Origin of the sequence: Flammeovirga agarivorans, assembly GCF_012641475.1 — a bacterium.
In the GTDB taxonomy this organism is placed as follows: domain Bacteria; phylum Bacteroidota; class Bacteroidia; order Cytophagales; family Flammeovirgaceae; genus Flammeovirga; species Flammeovirga agarivorans.
On the sequence record NZ_JABAIL010000002.1, the window covers coordinates 155,827 to 175,271 of the forward strand.

General features: G+C 34.9%; 13 protein-coding genes. 11 read left to right on the plus strand and 2 right to left on the minus strand.

The genetic code is table 11. The features are described 5' to 3' along the window. Positions 1-89: 89 nt before the first annotated feature. The 11 genes from HGP29_RS05450 to HGP29_RS05500 all read left to right on the plus strand — a co-directional run bounded on the left by HGP29_RS05450 (position 90) and on the right by HGP29_RS05500 (position 13,208). Positions 90-2,387 carry a peptidylprolyl isomerase gene (locus HGP29_RS05450; protein WP_168881364.1) on the plus strand — a complete coding sequence of 766 codons (2,298 nt, stop codon included), beginning with the start codon at positions 90-92 and terminating at the stop codon, positions 2,385-2,387. A 150-nt stretch (positions 2,388-2,537) separates the two neighbouring features. After that, entirely contained in the window at positions 2,538-3,227 is a 690-nt protein-coding gene (locus tag HGP29_RS05455; protein WP_168881365.1) for a response regulator transcription factor, read from the plus strand. Positions 3,228-3,305: 78 nt separating this feature from the next. Continuing rightward, on the plus strand, positions 3,306-4,373 hold the full coding sequence (locus tag HGP29_RS05460; RefSeq protein ID WP_168881366.1) for a sensor histidine kinase: 1,068 nt from the start codon (positions 3,306-3,308) through the stop codon (positions 4,371-4,373). Further along, complete coding sequence (locus HGP29_RS05465) at positions 4,354-5,070, plus strand: RluA family pseudouridine synthase (protein ID WP_168881367.1); 717 nt, start codon at positions 4,354-4,356, stop codon at positions 5,068-5,070. The genes HGP29_RS05460 and HGP29_RS05465 overlap by 20 nt, the downstream gene beginning before the upstream one ends. 4 nt (positions 5,071-5,074) lie before the next feature. Further along, the gene (locus HGP29_RS05470) at positions 5,075-5,560 is read left to right on the plus strand and encodes a PaaI family thioesterase (protein WP_168881368.1); all 486 of its coding nucleotides are present in this window, start codon (positions 5,075-5,077) and stop codon (positions 5,558-5,560) included. 3 nt (positions 5,561-5,563) lie between these two features. After that, the gene (locus HGP29_RS05475) at positions 5,564-6,205 is read left to right on the plus strand and encodes an O-methyltransferase (RefSeq protein WP_168881369.1); all 642 of its coding nucleotides are present in this window, start codon (positions 5,564-5,566) and stop codon (positions 6,203-6,205) included. A gap of 87 nt (positions 6,206-6,292) precedes the next feature. Then, complete coding sequence (locus HGP29_RS05480) at positions 6,293-8,266, plus strand: LysM peptidoglycan-binding domain-containing protein (RefSeq protein WP_168881370.1); 1,974 nt, start codon at positions 6,293-6,295, stop codon at positions 8,264-8,266. Positions 8,267-8,490: 224 nt separating this feature from the next. After that, entirely contained in the window at positions 8,491-9,693 is a 1,203-nt protein-coding gene (locus HGP29_RS05485; protein ID WP_168881371.1) for a DegT/DnrJ/EryC1/StrS family aminotransferase, read from the plus strand. Between the two features lie 4 nt (positions 9,694-9,697). Then, on the plus strand, positions 9,698-10,777 hold the full coding sequence (locus tag HGP29_RS05490) for an iron-containing alcohol dehydrogenase family protein (RefSeq protein ID WP_211093208.1): 1,080 nt from the start codon (positions 9,698-9,700) through the stop codon (positions 10,775-10,777). A 117-nt stretch (positions 10,778-10,894) separates the two neighbouring features. After that, on the plus strand, positions 10,895-12,133 hold the full coding sequence (locus HGP29_RS05495) for a sensor histidine kinase (RefSeq protein WP_168881372.1): 1,239 nt from the start codon (positions 10,895-10,897) through the stop codon (positions 12,131-12,133). Between the two features lie 52 nt (positions 12,134-12,185). Further along, entirely contained in the window at positions 12,186-13,208 is a 1,023-nt protein-coding gene (locus HGP29_RS05500) for a DUF3667 domain-containing protein (protein ID WP_168881373.1), read from the plus strand. A 62-nt stretch (positions 13,209-13,270) separates the two neighbouring features. On the opposite strand, the gene HGP29_RS05505 is transcribed toward HGP29_RS05500, so the two are convergent. Next, positions 13,271-14,689, minus strand: coding sequence for a glutamate synthase subunit beta (locus HGP29_RS05505; protein WP_168881374.1), 1,419 nt, complete (start codon positions 14,687-14,689; stop codon positions 13,271-13,273). A 78-nt stretch (positions 14,690-14,767) separates the two neighbouring features. Further along, positions 14,768-19,201 carry a glutamate synthase large subunit gene (gene gltB, locus HGP29_RS05510; RefSeq protein ID WP_168881375.1) on the minus strand — a complete coding sequence of 1,478 codons (4,434 nt, stop codon included), beginning with the start codon at positions 19,199-19,201 and terminating at the stop codon, positions 14,768-14,770. Positions 19,202-19,445 lie beyond the last annotated feature (244 nt).

Genomic DNA, 19,445 nt, shown 5'->3' on the forward strand with positions numbered 1-19,445 from the left:
TAGATAATCGGTCTTTTTTTTGTTTTTTTATTTGAATGACTCATATTTATTGTTCGAGCATTATTTTTTTGAATATTTTTTAGACAGACATGCTTTTTAAATATATTAAACGACAACTGATCAGCTTAACAGCCATTTCCTTAGCATTCTCATGTACAATGCCAATGAGTGGTTCACAAAAAATAGAAAAAGAAGAAACTCTATTATCAATCGATAATGAGCCTATTTCGAAAGAAAACTTCGTTTATTTATATGAGAAAAACTACAATAATGATAGTGCTTTTTATCAAAAAGAAAATGTAGACGAGTATCTTGATCTGTTTATCAATTTCAAATTAAAAGTTGCTGAAGCACATGCTTTAGGCTATGATTCTCTAAAGGCCTTCCAAAACGAATACAATATGTATATGACACAATTGGAAGAACCTTACCTTACTGAATCTGTATTTAATGATAGCCTTGTAAAACAGGCTTATGAACGTCAAAAAGAAGAAGTAAGTGCAGCACATATTTTAATCAAAGTCAAAGATAATGCTACTCCTGAAGATACTTTAAAAGCTTACAATAGAACATTAGAACTTCTTGAGAAAGTTAATCAGGGTGAAGACTTTGGAAAGTTAGCTTTTCAATATTCGGAAGACCCTTCTGCAAAACAAAACAAAGGAGATTTAGGTTTTTTCACTTCTCTACAAATGGTTTATCCTTTTGAGGAAGCTGCATTTACAACTACTCCAGGAGATATTGCAGGTCCAATTCGCACTCGTTTTGGTTACCACTTATTGTTGGTTAAAGAAAAAAGACCTCGTTTCGGTACTTTACAAGTGCAACATATTATGATCAAAAGTTCATCTAGAGAACCGAAACAGCAACAAGAAGAAAGTAAATTAAAAGCTAAGGCCATTTATGATAGCTTACAAAATGGTGGAGATTGGGATATTTTATGTCTCAATTTTTCTGACGATAAAAGATCATCTAATAACAAAGGTATTTTACCACCGGTTAGTGAAGTTCGCTTCCCCCCTTCATTCATGAAAGGTGTAAATGAGTTAGACAAAATTGGAGATATCTCTGCACCTGTTCAAACAGATTTTGGTTGGCATATTATTAGGCTATATAAAAAAGAGCCTGTTTTACCATATGAACAAATGTATCCGAGTTTAGTTCGTAAAGTGAAAAAAGACAGCAGATCATCAACAAGTAGAGCGCAGTTTATCAATAAACTAAAAACGGATAATTCTTTTATTGAGAATGATGAAAATAAAGAACATGCTTTTTCTCTAATAGACACCACTTTATTAGAAGGTAAATGGACAATTCCAACGGAGCTTTCTACAAAAGATCAAAAGAAAGTATTATTCACTCTGACCTCAAAAAAGGTCATTGCCAATGATTTCTACAACTACATCATTGATAATCAAAAGAAGACAAAAAACGACAGTCTTCTTGAAGTTACCAACAACTATTATGAGAAGTTTGTTGATGAAACATTAATCGCTACCGAAAAAGAATTGCTTCCTTCAAAATATCCTGAATACAAGCATTTAGCTAAAGAATATGAAGATGGTTTGTTACTATTCAGAGTAATGGAAGACTGTGTATGGAATAAGGCTTCAACTGATAAAGAAGGATTAAAAGCATACTTTAATAATAACATTAATAAGTACCAGTGGGAAGATCGAGTTTCGATGAGTGTTTATAATACTGGCAGCAAAGAACTTCAAGATGAAACTCTATTTATGCTAGATTCTGGTCGTTATATGGTTTACCCTACTGAGATTCAATCTTTATATTTCAAAGACGGCAGTTCATATCTATACAAAAGCACACTAAAAGATTTACAGACAATAAGTGATGCCTTAGTCAGTGACAATAACCTTATTGCTTCTATTGAGATACAAATGCCTCCAAAAAGTGGCACTAAGTTAAGAAACAATAGAAAAGAAAAGATGACAAAGAATCTGTTAGATTCTAAAGTAGACCCGAGTCAATTTAACATCAAGTTTACAGAAGGAAAGAAACAACATGTAAAAGTTTCCTTCTACTCTAAAGACTTGTCAAATTATGTTCACACCAAGAATCAGCTAAGTAATTTATCTGTCAATTTCGAAGAAGGTGTATATACTAAAGCAACACTTCCTTTTGCCAATCATATTCAGATGAAAGAAGGTAGATATATTTTCGAGGATCAAGAAAGATATATCATTTGTATCGTAAATGAATTCCTACCAAAAGGTCCTAAGTTATTTGAAGAGGCTAAAGGTAGTGTCATTGCCGATTATCAAGAACATTTGGAAAAAACTTGGTTAGAGTCTTTACATCAAAAACATCAGGTTTCTGTAGATAGTACAATCCTTCAATCGCTGTACAGAAGTCAAGAAAGTTTATAATTTCAAAACATTTAATAAGATAGATTAATTAATTGTAAACTCATTGCAAGTATATCATTACAGATACTAATATTTCTTTGAAGAGTAATATCATATCTATAAATTGGTGTAAATTGTAATCATAAATATTTCAATTAAGTTAACAGCAAAATGGCTACAGAAGCAGATCGTAAAATTCTCGTAGTAGACGACGAGCCAGATATTGTAGAGATCCTTAGTTATAACCTCCAAAAAGAAGGCTATAATGTAAAAACAGCAAATGATGGAAAACAGGCAGTAGATATTGCTAAAGATTTCCATCCAGAATTAATTATTCTGGACATTATGATGCCTGTTATGGATGGTGTAGAAGCTTGTCGCCAGATAAAAGAAAATCCTGAGCTTTCTGAAGCACATATTATTTTCCTAACAGCAAGAGCTGAAGAATACTCAGAAGTTGCTGCTTTTGATGTAGGTGCAGACGATTATATCGTTAAGCCTGTTAAGCCAAGAGCATTAATGAAGCGTATTGGTTCTATCTTTAAACGTAAGAGCAAATCATCATCTACCAAAAAAGATATTATCAATATTGGTAAATTTTCAATTGATAAATCAAGCTATACACTATATGTGGATGGAGAAGCGAAGACACTTCCGAAGAAAGAGTTTGAACTTCTTTATTTCCTAGCAGAAAGTCCAAATAAAGTTTTCAATAGAGATGATCTGTTGAGAAATATTTGGGGTGCTGATGTTTATGTCTTAGCCAGAACAGTTGATGTACATATCCGAAGAGTAAGAGAAAAAATCGGTGATGGCTATATCAAAACTGTAAAAGGTGTAGGATATAAATTTGAAGCTTAATTAGCTTTTGACGATATTTACGAACCTCATTTCCATAATGGTTAATGAGGTTTTTCTTTCTAACAACATTTTATACATATGTTTTTTAACGCAAAGTCAGTTTCATTGCTACTTGCATTGTGTGTTGGAGGTGTTACAGCAGCTTTCCTTTCTATTATTCCTGATGTCTCAAAAACAGGAACATTAGTAGGCTTAATGATCTCGTTTTCTTCTACTTTCCTTCTCACATACTTTGTTTTAGAGTTTATCTTTTTCAAAGAAATTGGTAATATTCATAGACAAATTCATGAGCTAAGAAGTAATCAAACGGCTAAAGATGTTCACCCTGAACTTTCGAAAAAAGAGAAAAATCCAATTGTTGGCATTAAGTCTCAGATTAAGAACTATGCTAAAATGAAGGAAGACGAGATTGCTCAGTTAAAACAAATGGAGCAATACAGAAAAGAATTCCTTGCAAACATTTCTCACGAGTTAAAAACACCAATTTTTGCCACTCAAGGATTTATTCTAACACTATTAGATGGCGCCGTTGATGACAAAAGTGTGAGAGACCGTTTCCTAAAGAAAGCTGCAAAGTCTTTAAATGCTTTAAATATTTTAGTAGAAGACCTATTAACAGTATCCAAAATAGAAGCTGGAGAAATCAACATGGAATTTGAAGAGTTTGATCTACAAATTATGATTGTTGATGTTTTAGAGCAGATTGAACAAAAAGCAGAAAAGAAAAATATAACTGTCAGTTTAGAGGCTCCATCTGATGACCCTATTTACATAAATGCCGATTATAACCGATTAAAACAGGTAGTTATTAATTTAGTTGTTAATGGTATTAAGTATAATCACAAAAATGGATGGGTTAAAGTAATTTTGGATGTTCATGAAGATACTGTTACTATTGCAGTAAAAGATAATGGCATGGGTATTCCTCATGAAGATCAAAATAGAATCTTCGAAAGGTTTTACCGTGTTGAGAAAAGTAGAACTAAGAAGCAGGGCGGTTCTGGTTTAGGACTAGCCATTTGCAAACACATTCTCGAAAGACATGACGCTGTAATTCAGCTAGAAAGTGTACCAGAGGAAGGTTCTACATTCTCATTTGATTTAACATTAGTGAAAGAAGAAGAATATGAAGATTCCGAACTTTAAAAAGTGGATCATTTTTGAAAACGACAATTACATTCTAGTTAATAAACCACCTTATATTTCATCTTTAGAAGATCGTGATAAGACCTTACCAACGGTATATCAGGAAGCAAAGAAATATGCAGGTGATACTCAATTATGTCATAGATTGGATAAAGAAACTTCTGGAGTAATGGCTATTGCTAAAAACCCAGAAGCTTATAGAAACCTAGCCATCCAATTTGAGAAACGTCAGGTTGAAAAGGTATATCATGCTGTTGTTGATGGGGTAGAAAACTTCGATGGTTTAATGGTTGATCGCAACATTTTAGTTTCAGGAAGAGGAAACGTTAGAATTGACATTGAAGGTAAACCCTCTCAAACTTTAGTCAAGACTGAAGAAATATATAAGTTTCACTCTTTAGTAGCATGTAAGCCATTAACAGGTAGAATGCACCAAATACGTATTCATATGGCTTATTTGGGCTCTCCTATTATTTCTGACGAAGTTTATGGAGGTAAGTCTCCTTACTTATCTGAGATTAAAGGAAGAAAATTCAACTTGAAAGGCGGAACTGAAGAACAACCATTAATGTCTAGGGTTGCCCTTCATGCAAGATCGCTTACTTTCAAGGATGTTGACGGTACTGAAATTAAAATAGAAGCTGATTATCCAAAAGATATGAGAGCTTTGATTACTCAATTAAGAAAATTCAAATAAACTTATGCTTTCTCCCTATTTTCAAGACCATATGCATGGCAACGTTTGTTTTGGCTGCGGAATGAAGAACGATGATGGTCTTCATATTAAAAGTTACTGGGAAGGAGAAGAAGCCATTTGTATTTGGAATGCAGAAGAGAAATACCACGGTTGGGCCAACTTACTCAGCGGTGGTATTTTATCTACAATTATTGATTGTCACTGTATGGGTACAGCCATGGCTGATGCGTATAGAGAAGAAGGTAGAGCATTAGACACTGCCCCTCATTATCGTTATGCTACTGGAACATTAAACGTAAAGTTTTTAAAGCCTACCCCTATCAATATTCCTATTAAACTCATCGCTACTGTTACTGAAAGAAAAGGTAAAAAAGTAGTCATGAAATGTGAGTCCTGGTCAGGTGATGTAAAAACAGCAGAAGCTGATGTGGTCGCTATCCGAGTATTCAGCAGTGAAGAAAAACAAGATAAAAATCCTTTTATTGATTAAATCATGATGCATATTACCAATCCAGAGATTGATAAATATATTGAGGAAGTAGCTACTGAAGAACACCCTATTCTAAAAGAATTAGATCGAGATACACACCTTCAGGAAAATATGCCTCACATGGTTTCGGGACACCCTCAGGGGTTATTTCTTACTATGCTAGCAAAAAGCATGAACGCTTCTAAAGTTCTTGAAATTGGTACTTTTACAGGTTATGCGGCAATAGCACTTGCTCAAGGAATGCAAGAAAACGGAACACTTCATACTATCGAAGTAGATGACGAGAAAGAAAAGATCATCTCTGAATATATCACTAAAGCAAATTTGGATCATGTCATCAAACTACACATTGGTAAGGCGCTTAACATTATCGATGAATTAGATGATATTTTCGACATCGTATTTATTGATGCCGACAAGATGAATAATGATGCTTACTATGAAGCATGCCTTCCCAAAATAAGAAAGGGAGGTTTCATTCTGATTGACAATGTTTTATGGAAAGGTAAAGTCGTTAATCCTGAAGCAAAAGATAAAATGACGATAGCCATAAAAGACTTCAATAAAAAAGTAACTTCTGATAAAAGAGTACAAAGTTTCATTTTACCATTACGAGATGGTATTTTAATGGCCCAAAAATTGTAATTTAGTGGCATAATCACTAATTTATTTTTGTGAGAGCTCAGTTTTATTGTACATCTCTCATATTTTCAAGGTCGATTTTAGCCTATTATGAAAAAAATATATTCCATAAGTCTACTCTTAAGCGCTGGTACACTGTTTAGTTCTTTCAATAGTTCTGAATTAAAACTTTCAAACCCAAATAAGGATGTTATGGTTGTTCAACAGCCTCACCAAACTGACAATCCTTACCCTATCATCACTAACGTTCATACTAAAAAAGTTAATGGTGAAGAAATTACATTAGTTGATGCAAACGCTATCCCTGCATTTATCGCTGGGCCAAATCAAAACTTAATGCTTATCGCAACAGCATTAGGAATAGATGTAAAGAAAATATACAAATACAATGATATGGATGCCTATGATGATCTTCAAGAAGGGCATGTATATTATTTAAAAGCTAAAAAAGGTAAAGCAACTGTAGCTAATCATACAGTTGATGAAGAAAAGAACTTATGGGAGGTTTCACAAAGGTATGGTATCAAGTTATCTAAACTTGCTAAGAAAAACCGCATGAAATCTGATGAGCCTTTGGCTAGAGGTAGAGTTTTATTCTTACAAAAAACTAGACCGAAATCTGTTCCTCCTAAAGTAATTGACCTTCCACCAGCAGAAGAACCTGTTGTTGAAGAAGAATTAGCACAAATTGATTCTGCTGCTGCCATTACCACTGGTGTTGCTGTCATTTCAATTCCAGCTGATTCTACTGCTAACGCTGTAGACCCTTCTTCTAAAACACATACTGTACAAGATGGAGAAAGTCTTTTCACTATCTCACATATGTATGATGTCACTATGTTAGAACTAAAAGAATGGAATAACATTGGCGACAATCTTTCTTTAGAAGAAGGACAAGTTTTAATTGTCGGAAAAGAAGGCTCAAGTGTAGCCACTACCGCAGCAGCTGTATCAGTCCCAGTAGCTGAAGAAACGGCAGTTATTGAAGAAATTACTGAGCAACCAGCTATTGACAATGCTGCTTATGATATTGCTCCTAATTCGCAAATAAATGCAAGAGGTAAAACGATTACCGTTGGTGAAGCTTCTCCAGCAGCTGCAAATACAGCAGCTACTGTAGCAGCAACCACTACAATTCTAGCAGTTGCCAATGATGCTCCTGCTGAAGCCATGCCAACTGCTCCTGAGAAATATACTGTAGGAAAAGGCGAGTTCTATTATGCCATTGCTAGAAAGCATGGTGTAGCAGCAACAGATCTTATGGCTTGGAACAATAACAAAGAATTACACCCAGGGGATGAAATTTATGTTTCAAACCCAAATGCATCAAATACAGTTAATTCTGTAGCTTCTAATCCTTCTATTAACAGTACTGGAAATTATTCAACGCATACTCTTCAACATCCAGTGCAAAAAGGGGAAACATTAGAATCAATCGCTGCTCAATATGATGTAACTACAGAGGAGATTATTCAGCATAATGCTGTATTGAAGAATCAAGGAGACTATCACCGTCTTCCAATGTTATTACAGATTCCTCAACGACAAACTCAGTCAAATACTGTTGCTGAGCCTGTTGCTTATGCCTCCACAAAGCCAGCAAATGATATATACAACCAACCTGCACAAGTTAAAGCAGAGCCGAAAAAAGAGTCAGTTCCTGCAACAGTAACTCAACAAGCGGCAGTTACGGCACCTGCAGTTGCAAGTACTTCTTCAACAGCAAACGCAACAACACATACAGTACAACAGGGTGAAACTCTTTTTGCTATCTCTAGACAATATGGGGTATATCATAAAGACTTAATTGAATGGAATAACCTTCCTTCAAATGGTGCCTTAAACGCTGGTCAGGTATTAAAATTAACTGCTCCCGAAAGTGCTATTGTTGAAGAGAGTGCTTCTGCTTCTCCTCAACAGATTGAAGAGTTTCATGTAGTTGGTTCAGGTGATACATTATATTCCATCTCAAGAAAGTATGGTGTCAATGTGTCGCAAATAAAATCACTCAACAACATGAGTAACAACGAGATAAAAGTTGGACAAAAGTTAAGAGTTAAATAACTTTTGAATCACTAATCATAAAAATACTAGGAGCCTTAGGGCTCCTTTTTTTGTTATAAAGAAATATTATCAATGAATAATTGACAAAAACCGCTCTTCAATTGTTATTAAGCGGGTGTTTGATTGAGAAATGTATTTATAAAAACATTTACTCATTATAATTTTGTACATTTGCGACACAAAATTAACTGACAAAGTATATTCAAAATTAATTATAGATAATTATGCCAGGAACGGAATATTTTGGTGCTGAAGAAAGAAAAGAAGTAATGGACGTGTTAGAGTCCGGTATGCTTTTTAGATACAATCATGATGACCAAAGAAATGGTCATTGGAAAGCAAGAGAATTTGAAGAGTTATTCCAAAACTATACTGGTGCAAAACATGCTCACGCTGTTTCTAGTGGTTCTGCTGCCGTAGCTTGTATGATGGCTGCTGCTGGAATCGGTCACAATGATGAGGTGATTTGTACTCCTTTTACTTTCATTGCTCCTATCGAAGCCGTTTTATTCGCAGGTGGTATTCCTGTTTTTGCAGAAGTTGATGAAACACTTAACTTAAGTGCTGCATCTATCGAAGCTGCAATTACACCAAGAACAAAAGCTGTTTTATTAATTCATATGTGTGGTGCTGCAGCCGACCTTGATGGTATCAGAGCGGTTTGTGATAAGCATAACATTAAATTATTAGAAGATGCAGGTCAAGCCTTAGGTGCTTTCTACAAAGGAAAACACGTAGGTTTGTTTGGTGATGCTGGTGCTGTATCTTTTGATTTCTTCAAAATTACTACAGCTGGTGAAGGTGGTGTTTGTTTCACAAACGACACTGAAAAATATGAAATTATGGCTCAATTCTCTGATCATGGCCACTCTCACGTTGGCGATAACAGAGGTATGGAACCACATCCAATTTTAGGTTTCAACTACCGTTTAGGTGAGTTGAATGCTGCTGTAGCTGTTGCTCAGATGCGTAAATTGGAAATGATCCGTGAGCAAAACAAAAAGAATAAAGCTATTCTTAAAGATAGATTAAAAGAAGTGCCTTTCATTACTTTCCGTTGTCTACCAGACGAAGAAGGTGATTCAGCAACTTTCTTAAACTTCTTTATGGAAACTCCTGAATTAGCCAAAGCTGCGGCTGATCAGTGTGGTAAAGATGGTGTTGGTGTCGCTTATTGGTATACTAACATGTACCACTTCATTAATCAATGGGACCACTTAAAATCATTGAATTCTCCATATAAATTGGCTATTCATGATTATGAGCACCGTCAAGACTGGAATAACCTTGAGTTACCAAAATCTCAAAATATCATTGGTAGATTATTATCAATTGGTATTAGAGCTACATGGACAGAGGAAGAAATCCATGCATTTGCTGATAAATTAATTGCATCATTAAACTCTGTTGTGGCTGTTAATAACTAAGACTATGCATAAGAACTTCAAAAACATAGACAAAATCGTTTACGGTAAAGGGTCTTTCAATCAAATTGATGACATCTTAGCTCCTAAACGTGTTGAAAACGATAAATTCATGGTATTTATCGTTGATAAATATTTCGAAGGTAAAGAATTAGCTGATCGTATTCCAGCTCATGCTGAGGATTTAGTATTCTTCGAAGATATCGATCAATATGAGCCAACTACTGATCAAGTTGACAACCTTCGTGATAAAATCTTAGCAGAAAAAGGTATTCCTGCAGGTATCATTGGTATTGGTGGTGGTTCTATTATGGATATCGCTAAAGCATTATCATTAATGGTAACAAACGAAGGTTCTTCACAGTTATATCAAGGTCTTAACCTTGTGAAGAAAGCTGGTGTTTACCATATGGGTGTACCTACAGTAGCTGGTACAGGTGCTGAATGTTCAATGACTGCAGTATTAACTGGACCTGTTAAGAAATTAGGTTTAAAATGTGATTGGACAGTATTTAACCAAGCTGTATTAGATCCTGAATTATTATCAACTGTAGAACGTAACCAATGGTTCTACACTGGTATGGACTGCTACATTCACTGTATTGAAGCAGAGAGTGGTCTATACTTTAATGCTTACTCTAAAGCTTATGGTGACCAAGCTTTATCACTTTGTAGAGAAATTTACTTAGGCGATAATGCAGGCCAGAACTTAGAAAACGACGAAAAACTTATGATTGCCTCATTATTTGGTGGCTTAAGTTTAACGTATTCTGAAGTAGGTGCTTGCCATGCTTTATCATATGGTTTATCTAAGATCTTAGGTACTAGACATGGATATGCTAACTGTTTAGCTTTCTATCATTTAGAAGAATTCTATGGCGATGCAGTCAACGAATTCAAATCGATGATTGAAAAGCACAATATTGATCTTCCTCAAGGACTTTCTAAAGAGTGGTCTGAAGAAACAATTGATGCAATGGCTGAGGTAGCTTACAATCTTCCTCACATGTGGAATCATGCAATTGGCCTTGATTGGAAAGAAAAATGGACTAAAGAAGATATTAAGAAGCTTTATAGACGTCTATAATCCTTAAAATCATACATCTAAAGAAGAAAAGCCCTTTATTTACTTAGAGGGCTTTTCTTTTTTTATTAAATTAAAAGCATACTGTTTATTTCTTAATAATTATGACCTATAACTACTTTGGAGAATACTATCAATAAGAAAGATATTAGAGGGTTAAGCAAAGACGAACTTATAGAGGAATTGAACACTACTTATCAGAGAGAATTGTTATGGAAGGAAAAGTACGAAGAACTATCACAAGCCCAAGACAACACCAATAACTTTAAATCTCTATTTGATCAAAGTGCTCAAGGATATTGGGAATGGGATTTTGCTACTAATACAGAGTTCCTTACTCCTTCTTATACTAAAATGCTTGGCTTTGAACATCATGAATTTCCAAATATTCAATCAGCTTGGAAAGAAATGATACATCCTGATGACCTTGAAGAACTGATGAGGTCCTTTGAACAACATGTAGCTACTAAAGGAAAAAGTAGTTTTCATAATATCGCTAGATGGAAAGGAAAAAATGATAAAACTATCTGGGTATATTGTAAAGGGCAGATCATTTCATGGACTGATGAGGGACAACCACAGAAGTTAATCGGCTATCATGTAGATATTTCTGATTCAAAAGAACTCAAGAAAATCAAAAAAGAAAAGGTAAAACTGAATCAGAAGAACAAAGAATTACATAGAGTTAATGAGGAAATTAACAGGTTTATGTATAGTGCTTCTCATGACCTAAAATCACCTGTTGTTTCTGCTTTAGGCTTACTTGAACTCATTAGTGAAAATGAAAACAAGAAGGAACAAAAAAATTACCTTGAATTAATTAGTAAAAGCCTTCATACGCTTGAACATTTTATTTCAAAAATCATTGATACATTAAAGATTCAAAATATTGCTTTAAACAGTAATAAAATCAATCTGAATAAATTAATGTCTGAAGTTGTCAATGCATTACAATTTTTACCCAACTTCAATAAAGTTGATATTCAATGGGTAAATGAAGACTTTGAATGGTACTCTGATGAATACCGTCTAAAATTGATTCTATCGAACTTAATATCAAATAGTATTAAGTATGCCAATGTATACCAAGAAGAGTCCTATGTCCGCCTTAAATTCACTTCAAAGGACAATATTGGAACTGTAGTGATTCAGGATAATGGAGTTGGCATCAAAAAAACAGATCAAGAATCAATTTTTGATATGTTCTATAGAGCAACAGATAATAACCAAGGCACTGGTTTAGGGCTTTACATTGTTAAAGAAACTCTGATGACTCTCAATGGGAAAGTAGATTTAGAATCTGAGGTAAATAAAGGCACAAAGTTTACAATAACTCTACCTCTATCTGAAAAATTATAGCTAATATTGTTATTCTTCCAATTCACTCTATTCAAAGAATAACTACTATTTTATGCTAAACTGCAAAAACTGTAATACTCCAATAAATGAGGATGATCAATTTTGTCATAAATGTGGTCAGAATACTAAAAACTACAACATCAACTTTCGCATTCTTTTAGAAGATTTTCTTGAAGAGGCGTTTGGTTATGACTCAAGAATTAAACACACCATTCTTCCATTTCTTACTAATCCGTCTTACCTCTCAAAAGAATTTTTAAGTGGTAAAAGGGTTACTTATGTTCTTCCATTAAGGTTGTATTTGTTTTGTTCGTTACTCTTTATTTTCACTTTTAACAACCTACTTATTGATAAGCATGGTTTCAAAATCGACTTTAAAGAGTTATTAGCTAAAACAGGTGATACGGTTAAGGAGCAGTTTAAAACAGAAACTAACGACTCATACAAGGATTATTATGATATAGATTCTACGGAATACGCTAAAGAGTATATTAATGTCAATGTAGATAATGATTCATTGAGTGACCAACTCACAAAGGAGCTCAATTTGATTTTTGATGCTATTCGGGAAAGGGAAACTTTAGAAGAATCTTTTATTCAAGATACGCTACATGTACATGATTGGTATAAGGTAAAATTAATTAAGCAAGCTAAATACATCTATGAAGATAATGCCGTGTTATTTCTTCAAACCGTTCTGAGCAATATATCAATAGCTATCATGTTGTTAGTACCTATTTTCGCTCTATATCTTAAAGTTCTGTATGTGAGAAAAAAGAAAGTTCAGAACAGGTATATACAACATTTTATATTCTCAATACACTTGCATGCCTTTGCCTTATTCATTTTCACTTTGTGTATAATTTTAGGTCAAATTCATTTTGCTAGTATCAACGTTTTAATCACTCCATTACTTATTTATTGGATGATTATATCTACTCTAATGTTCAGGAAATTCTATAAACAAAGTTGGAAAAAGACATTATTGAAAGTTTTTGTTGCTATCAACATTCACTGTTTTGTGATTGCCCTAGTTGCTTCATTAGAGATTTTCATCTCTCTATATATATTCTAAAAAAAGAAACCCACTGAGAGACGCTTTTCTCAGTGGGTTAAAATATAAACCTATTACCGTTATTAAACAGTTACAGGTTCTTCATCGAAAATCGATTCTAAAATGGACATTGCAGCCTCTCTTCCATCAAGAGCTGCAGTAACAACTAAATCAGCCCCTCTTACACTATCGCCACCAGCGAATACATTCTTTAATGATGTTTCACCTTTGTCGTTAGTTTTGATCGCTCCCCACTCGTTTGTTTCTACTCCTGCATCAGTAATCCATTTTAATTTTTCATTACTAAAACCAAGAGCTAGAATAAATACATCAGCTTCAACAATTGCCTCTGATCCTTCAACCTCAGAAACAGCCTGTCTACCTGAAGCATCTGGTTCAGAAAGTTTCATATCTACGAATTTTGCTCCGTAAACATTACCTTCATCATCAGCAACAAAGTTTTTTGGAGATGTTAAGAACTTAAATTCTACACCTTCGTCTTTCGCTGCCCTCACTTCTTTGCGGCTACCAGGCATGTTCTCTTCGTCACGACGATAGAAACATGTTACTTTTGCTGCTTTCTCTCTAATTGAAGTTCTTACACAGTCCATAGCGGTATCACCTCCACCAATTACAACTACACGTTTTCCTTCAACACTATATTTTTTATCATACTGCTTTTCCTCAATTTTCTTTTGGATATTCGTCAAGAAAGGAACAGCCATGTAGATGTTATCAGAATTGTAAGCTTCATTACCTAAAGCTCTACCTGCCATTGCTCCTACTCCTAAGAACACTGCATCGTAATCTTTATTTAATGATTCTAATGTTACATCATTTCCGATATCTACACCTGTATGTAGTTCCATACCTGCTTCAAGAAGTAATTCGATTCTTCTTTCTACAGCATGTTTTTCAAGTTTAAAACCAGGAATACCATAAGTAAGTAATCCACCAGCTTTATCTGCTTTTTCAAAAACAACTGGCTTAACACCAGCTCTTAATAAGAAAGTAGCACAAGATAAACCTGCAGGACCAGAACCTACGATAGCTACCTTTTTGTTCGTTAATTTCTCAGCAAATTCAGGTTTAAAACCTTTTTTAAAGCCTTTTTCACTAATTGCTACCTCAATTGAACCGATAGTAATGGCTCCAATTGTTTCTTCTTCATTACCATCATTTAGAGTACAAGCTCCTTCACACAAACGGTCTTGTGGACAGATTCTACCTAAAATTTCTGGGAAAGGAGAACTCTCGTTAGAAATTTTAAATGCTTGTTCTAAATCTTTTTCAGCAATAAAGCGTAACCATTGAGGAATATAATTACTTAATGGACAACCTACTGATGAACAATAAGGGTTACCACATTGTACGCATCGTGAAGCTTGTGAGGCCGTTTCAGAAGTAGTATATACTTCGTTGATCTCATCAAAGTTCCCTACTCTTTCATCTGCAGGACGAAGAGTTGGTGTAATACGTTCTATTTTAGTGAATTCATACATAATTCTAAATTCTTTTGTTGAGGTGAATGGATTTAAATTTTTAAGAATGTGGGTAATTAAATACCCACATCTTTAAATCTAATTGCCTTCCATTGGGTTTAATGGAGACTTCATATCTTTAGATGTTACCATGTAGAAGTATCTTACTTCCTCACGGAAATGATCAAGGATATGTTTCGCCTTTGTAGAACCAGTACGGAACAAGTAGCTACGTAAGATTCTCTGTAAGTAGAAACGTCCTTCATCTCCTTCATCTGTATCAATACGTCTTGCCTTGATAAGTTCCTGGTTCATCTTGTCGATGAATGAGTTTGTTTTGTCATAGACAAAAGCAACACCACCAGTCATACCTGCTCCGAAGTTGTTACCTGTTTTTCCAAGGATAACTACAGTACCACCAGTCATGTATTCACATGGGTGATCACCCGTTCCTTCTACAACAGCTAAAGCTCCTGAGTTTCTTACGGCAAAACGTTCACCTACTTCACCTCTAACAAATAGTTTACCTCCAGTTGCACCATATAAACAAGTGTTACCTGCTAAGTTACGTCCTTCAGTAATACCATCTTTTGGAGTGATGATAATATGTCCACCACTCATACCTTTACCAACATAATCGTTACCAGTACCTTTCAAGGATAATAACATACCATGGCTTAGTAAACAACCAAATGATTGTCCTGCTGTACCTGTAAGATTAATTGTAATTAGTTCTTTTGGTAAACCTTTCTTTCCGTGGAATTCTGCGATTTGACCTGAAATTCTTGCACCAAAACTACGATTAGTGTTTACAATTTCTTTATCAAGAACTGTTCTATAATGTGGTCCTTTGATCACTGGCATCAATTCTGACAAGATCTCTTGTTCGAATTCGTTTGGATCAAATGGCTCATTAGAAGCTTTTTCTCTAATGTCTTTACCTTCTGCATAGTAAAGAACATCCTTGAAGTTAAATTTCTTCGCAAAGTCATTGTCAATTACATCTAATAAATGAGTTTTACCAATGATCTCATCTAATGAAGTATATCCTAATTCTGCTAAGATTTCTCTAACCTCTTCAGCCATTGCTTGTAAGTAGTTCACTACACCTTTCACAGTACCCATGTAGTAAGCTCTCAATTGCTCTGATTGAGTTGCAATACCTACTGAACACTTATTAAGGTGACAAACTCTTAAGATCTTACAACCAATAGTTGTCAATAATGATGTACCGAATGCAAAGCTTTCTGCACCAATGATTGAAGCTTTTACTAGGTCAAGACCCGTTTTCAAGCCACCATCAGTTTGTACTTCTACAAAGTGACGAAGTGAGTTCACTTTTAGTGCATTGTGTGCTTCAGCCAATCCAAGTTCCCAAGGGTTACCTGCAAACTTAATTGAACCTAATTGAGCTGCACCAGTACCACCATCAGCACCTGAGATAATAATTTTATCTGCATATGCTTTTGCTACACCTACTGCAATAGTACCTACACCTGCAGTTGATACCAACTTAACACAGATACGGGCCTTAGGGTTCACTTGCTTTAAATCATAGATTAATTGAGCAAGGTCCTCAATTGAGTAGATATCGTGGTGTGGAGGAGGAGAAATTAGTGTTACACCTGGAATTGTACATCTTAATTCTGCAATTAAAGATGTTACTTTTGAACCTGGTAACTGTCCACCTTCACCTGGTTTGGCACCTTGTGCTACTTTAATTTGAATTTCTTCAGCATTTCTTAAGTAGTGTGGTGTTACACCGAATCTACCAGAAGCAACTTGCTTAATCTTAGAGTTTTTGATTGTATTGAAACGCTTAGGATCTTCTCCACCCTCACCAGAGTTAGATTGACCACCAATTGTATTCATTGCTTCTGCTAAAGCTTCGTGAGCTTCTGGTGAAATTGAACCTAGAGACATCGCTGCAGATGTAAATCTCTTTGTAATTGCCTCAATTGGTTCAACCTTAGAAATATCAATCGGCTTTCTATCAGATTTGAATACAAAGAAGTCACGAATCATACGTAAACCTCTGTTATTAATCTGATCTCTTAATTCAGCATAGTCTTCAGATTTACCTGTTACAGCAAATTTTCTGATACTTTGTGCTACTTTAGGAGCGAAATCATGATATTCTCCATTTTCAGCGTACTTGTAGAAAGAACCTACTTCAAGAGGATACATCTTTTTGATGAATCTTGTTTTGTAAGCTGCTTTGTGATAAGCTTCAATTCTTTCTTCAATATCAGAGAAGTCAAGACCTGGGATTAGAGCTTCACTTCTTTGGAAACACTGATCAACGATTGAATTGCTAAGACCAATCACATCAAATAGAGATGAGTTTTGGTAAGATTCAATTGTTGCAATACCCATTTTCGACATGATCTTTAATAAACCAGCATTTAAAGCTTTTTGAACTTTAATTAATGATTTCTTACGAGTCATGTACGAGTCTGCACCTAAGTTTTCTGCTACTTGAAGTGCTGTACCAAACAATAGGTATGGGTAAATACCTGTTGCTCCGGTTGCTAATAGAACGGCTGCTGAGTGGGAGTCATACACCTCACCTGTAATTGCAACGATAGACACTTGAGATCTTAAGCCTTTTTTAGCAAGGTGGTTACTTACATAACCAACAGCCATTGGCATTGGGATCAGCTTTTGTGATTTAGATAAATATCTATCATCTAACATCACAATAGAAGTATCCTCGTCTCTTACAGAGTTTTCTACTGTTTCACCTAAATCATGTAATGCTTTTTCTAAATCTGTAGTAAAAGCAGTACTGAAGGTTTTATTTGTGTAATGTGGATCATACAACGAATCGTTATTCAAGCCAAATCTTCTTAACACATCAAAGTGCTCATAAGAAAGAATTGGAGACATTGATTTCAAACGATGTGCATTGTTTGGTCCATCAATTAATACGTTATTATTTCTACCAAAAGTAACTGCCGTTGACATTACCATTTTCTCACGTAATGGGTCAATCGGTGGGTTGGTTACTTGAGCGAATTTCTGACGGAAGAAATCAGTAAAGTTTCTTTGAACATTTGAGAAACAAGCTAATGGTGTATCATCACCCATAGAACCTGTATCTTCTTTACCAGTTTCAATCATCGGACGAACAACACCTTCTAACACTTCGTTTGTGTAGTTATGGTAACGTTGCTTGTCTACAATATCGTCATATCTATAATCGTCCATGGTTAAGAAGTTCTTATCCACATGTTCCATTAGATATGCACTATTTTCATGAATCCATTTACCCCAAGGTCTAGCCTCTTTCAGGTATGTATTAATTTCATCATGCTTTAAAATTGTTCCATAACGAAGATCAATACCAATCATTTGGCCAGATTGCAATTTACCTTGCTCTCTGATATTATCTTCCTCAAGATCAATTACACCATACTCAGAACTAATAACAATTCTGTTATCGTTGGTGATGATATATTTTGCAGGTCTTAAACCATTTCTATCTAGTACACAGCCTAAGTGACGACCATCACATAGGTTTAATGCTGCTGGACCATCCCATGCCTCAAAGTTACTTGCTGCATATTCATAGAATGATCTAAGTTTAGCATCTAAGTTTGGTACGTTTTGCCATGGTGCAGGCACTACTGAACGAGCTGCTTGGAAGAAATCCATACCAGCCGTTACTAGGAATTCAAAAGCATTATCTAATGAAGCTGAATCTGATCCACCCGGTACTAAAATCGGGAAGATTCTTTCTAATTCTTCTTCAGTAAATACCTCTGATTTTAATACCTCTTGCTTAATTGAGAAATTAAAGCGGTTAGCTTGGATTGAGTTAATCTCACCATTATGAGCTAATGTTCTAAATGGTTGAGCTAATCTCCACTGAGGCAATGTATTCGTTGAGAAACGTTGGTGGAATACAGCAAATGACACCTCAAATTCTTCTTGTTGTAAATCAACAAAAAGCTCTTTGATATGAGTTGGCATTACTAATCCTTTGTACGAAACTACTTTTTCTGAGAATGAAGGAATATAGAATCCTTCGTCTTCTCTTAAAGCATGCTCTACTTCTTTTCTTGTAAGATATAAGAGAGCTGAGAAACGTTTCGTAGACATCAAAGCATTTGGTACTACAAATGCTTGAACGATATCTGGTAGCAATTCAAAAGCTTGCTTACCTAATACTTCTGTATTTAAAGGTACATTTCTAGTGAATAATACCTTTAAATCGTTTCTTTCACAGTATTCAGAAAATAATTCTTTTTGTTTATCCGCATCTGTCAAGAACATCATTGCAACAGCATAACGTTGCGGAAGGTCAATACCATTAAGTTCAGCTTCTTTTCGCATGAATTTATCTGGCATTGAGAATAAGAAACCACTACCATCACCACTCACACCATCTGCTGCAATTGCACCACGGTGAATCATTCTTGATAAGGCTTCTATAGCGTCTAAAGTCATTTGCCTTGAGGGCTGATTCTTGTAGTTGGCAATCATACCAAAACCACAATTGTCCTTAAAGGCCGTTAATCTGTGTTCCATAAATAAAGCGTCTTCCGATTTTCGATAATTGTTGGACTTTGGAGGTCTGTTGTTAGCTATATAGCAATCCTAATTTTTAAGAATCTAAGAATAATAATTACTATCTATTTGTATTTTGTTCTTTCCTCACAAAGCTTTTACGTTCACAACACTTTCAAATATAAGAGTATTTTTTAATAAATCATTAATAAATACCACATTATAATGAATATTTCGTATTTATAAGATGAATTATGACAAAATA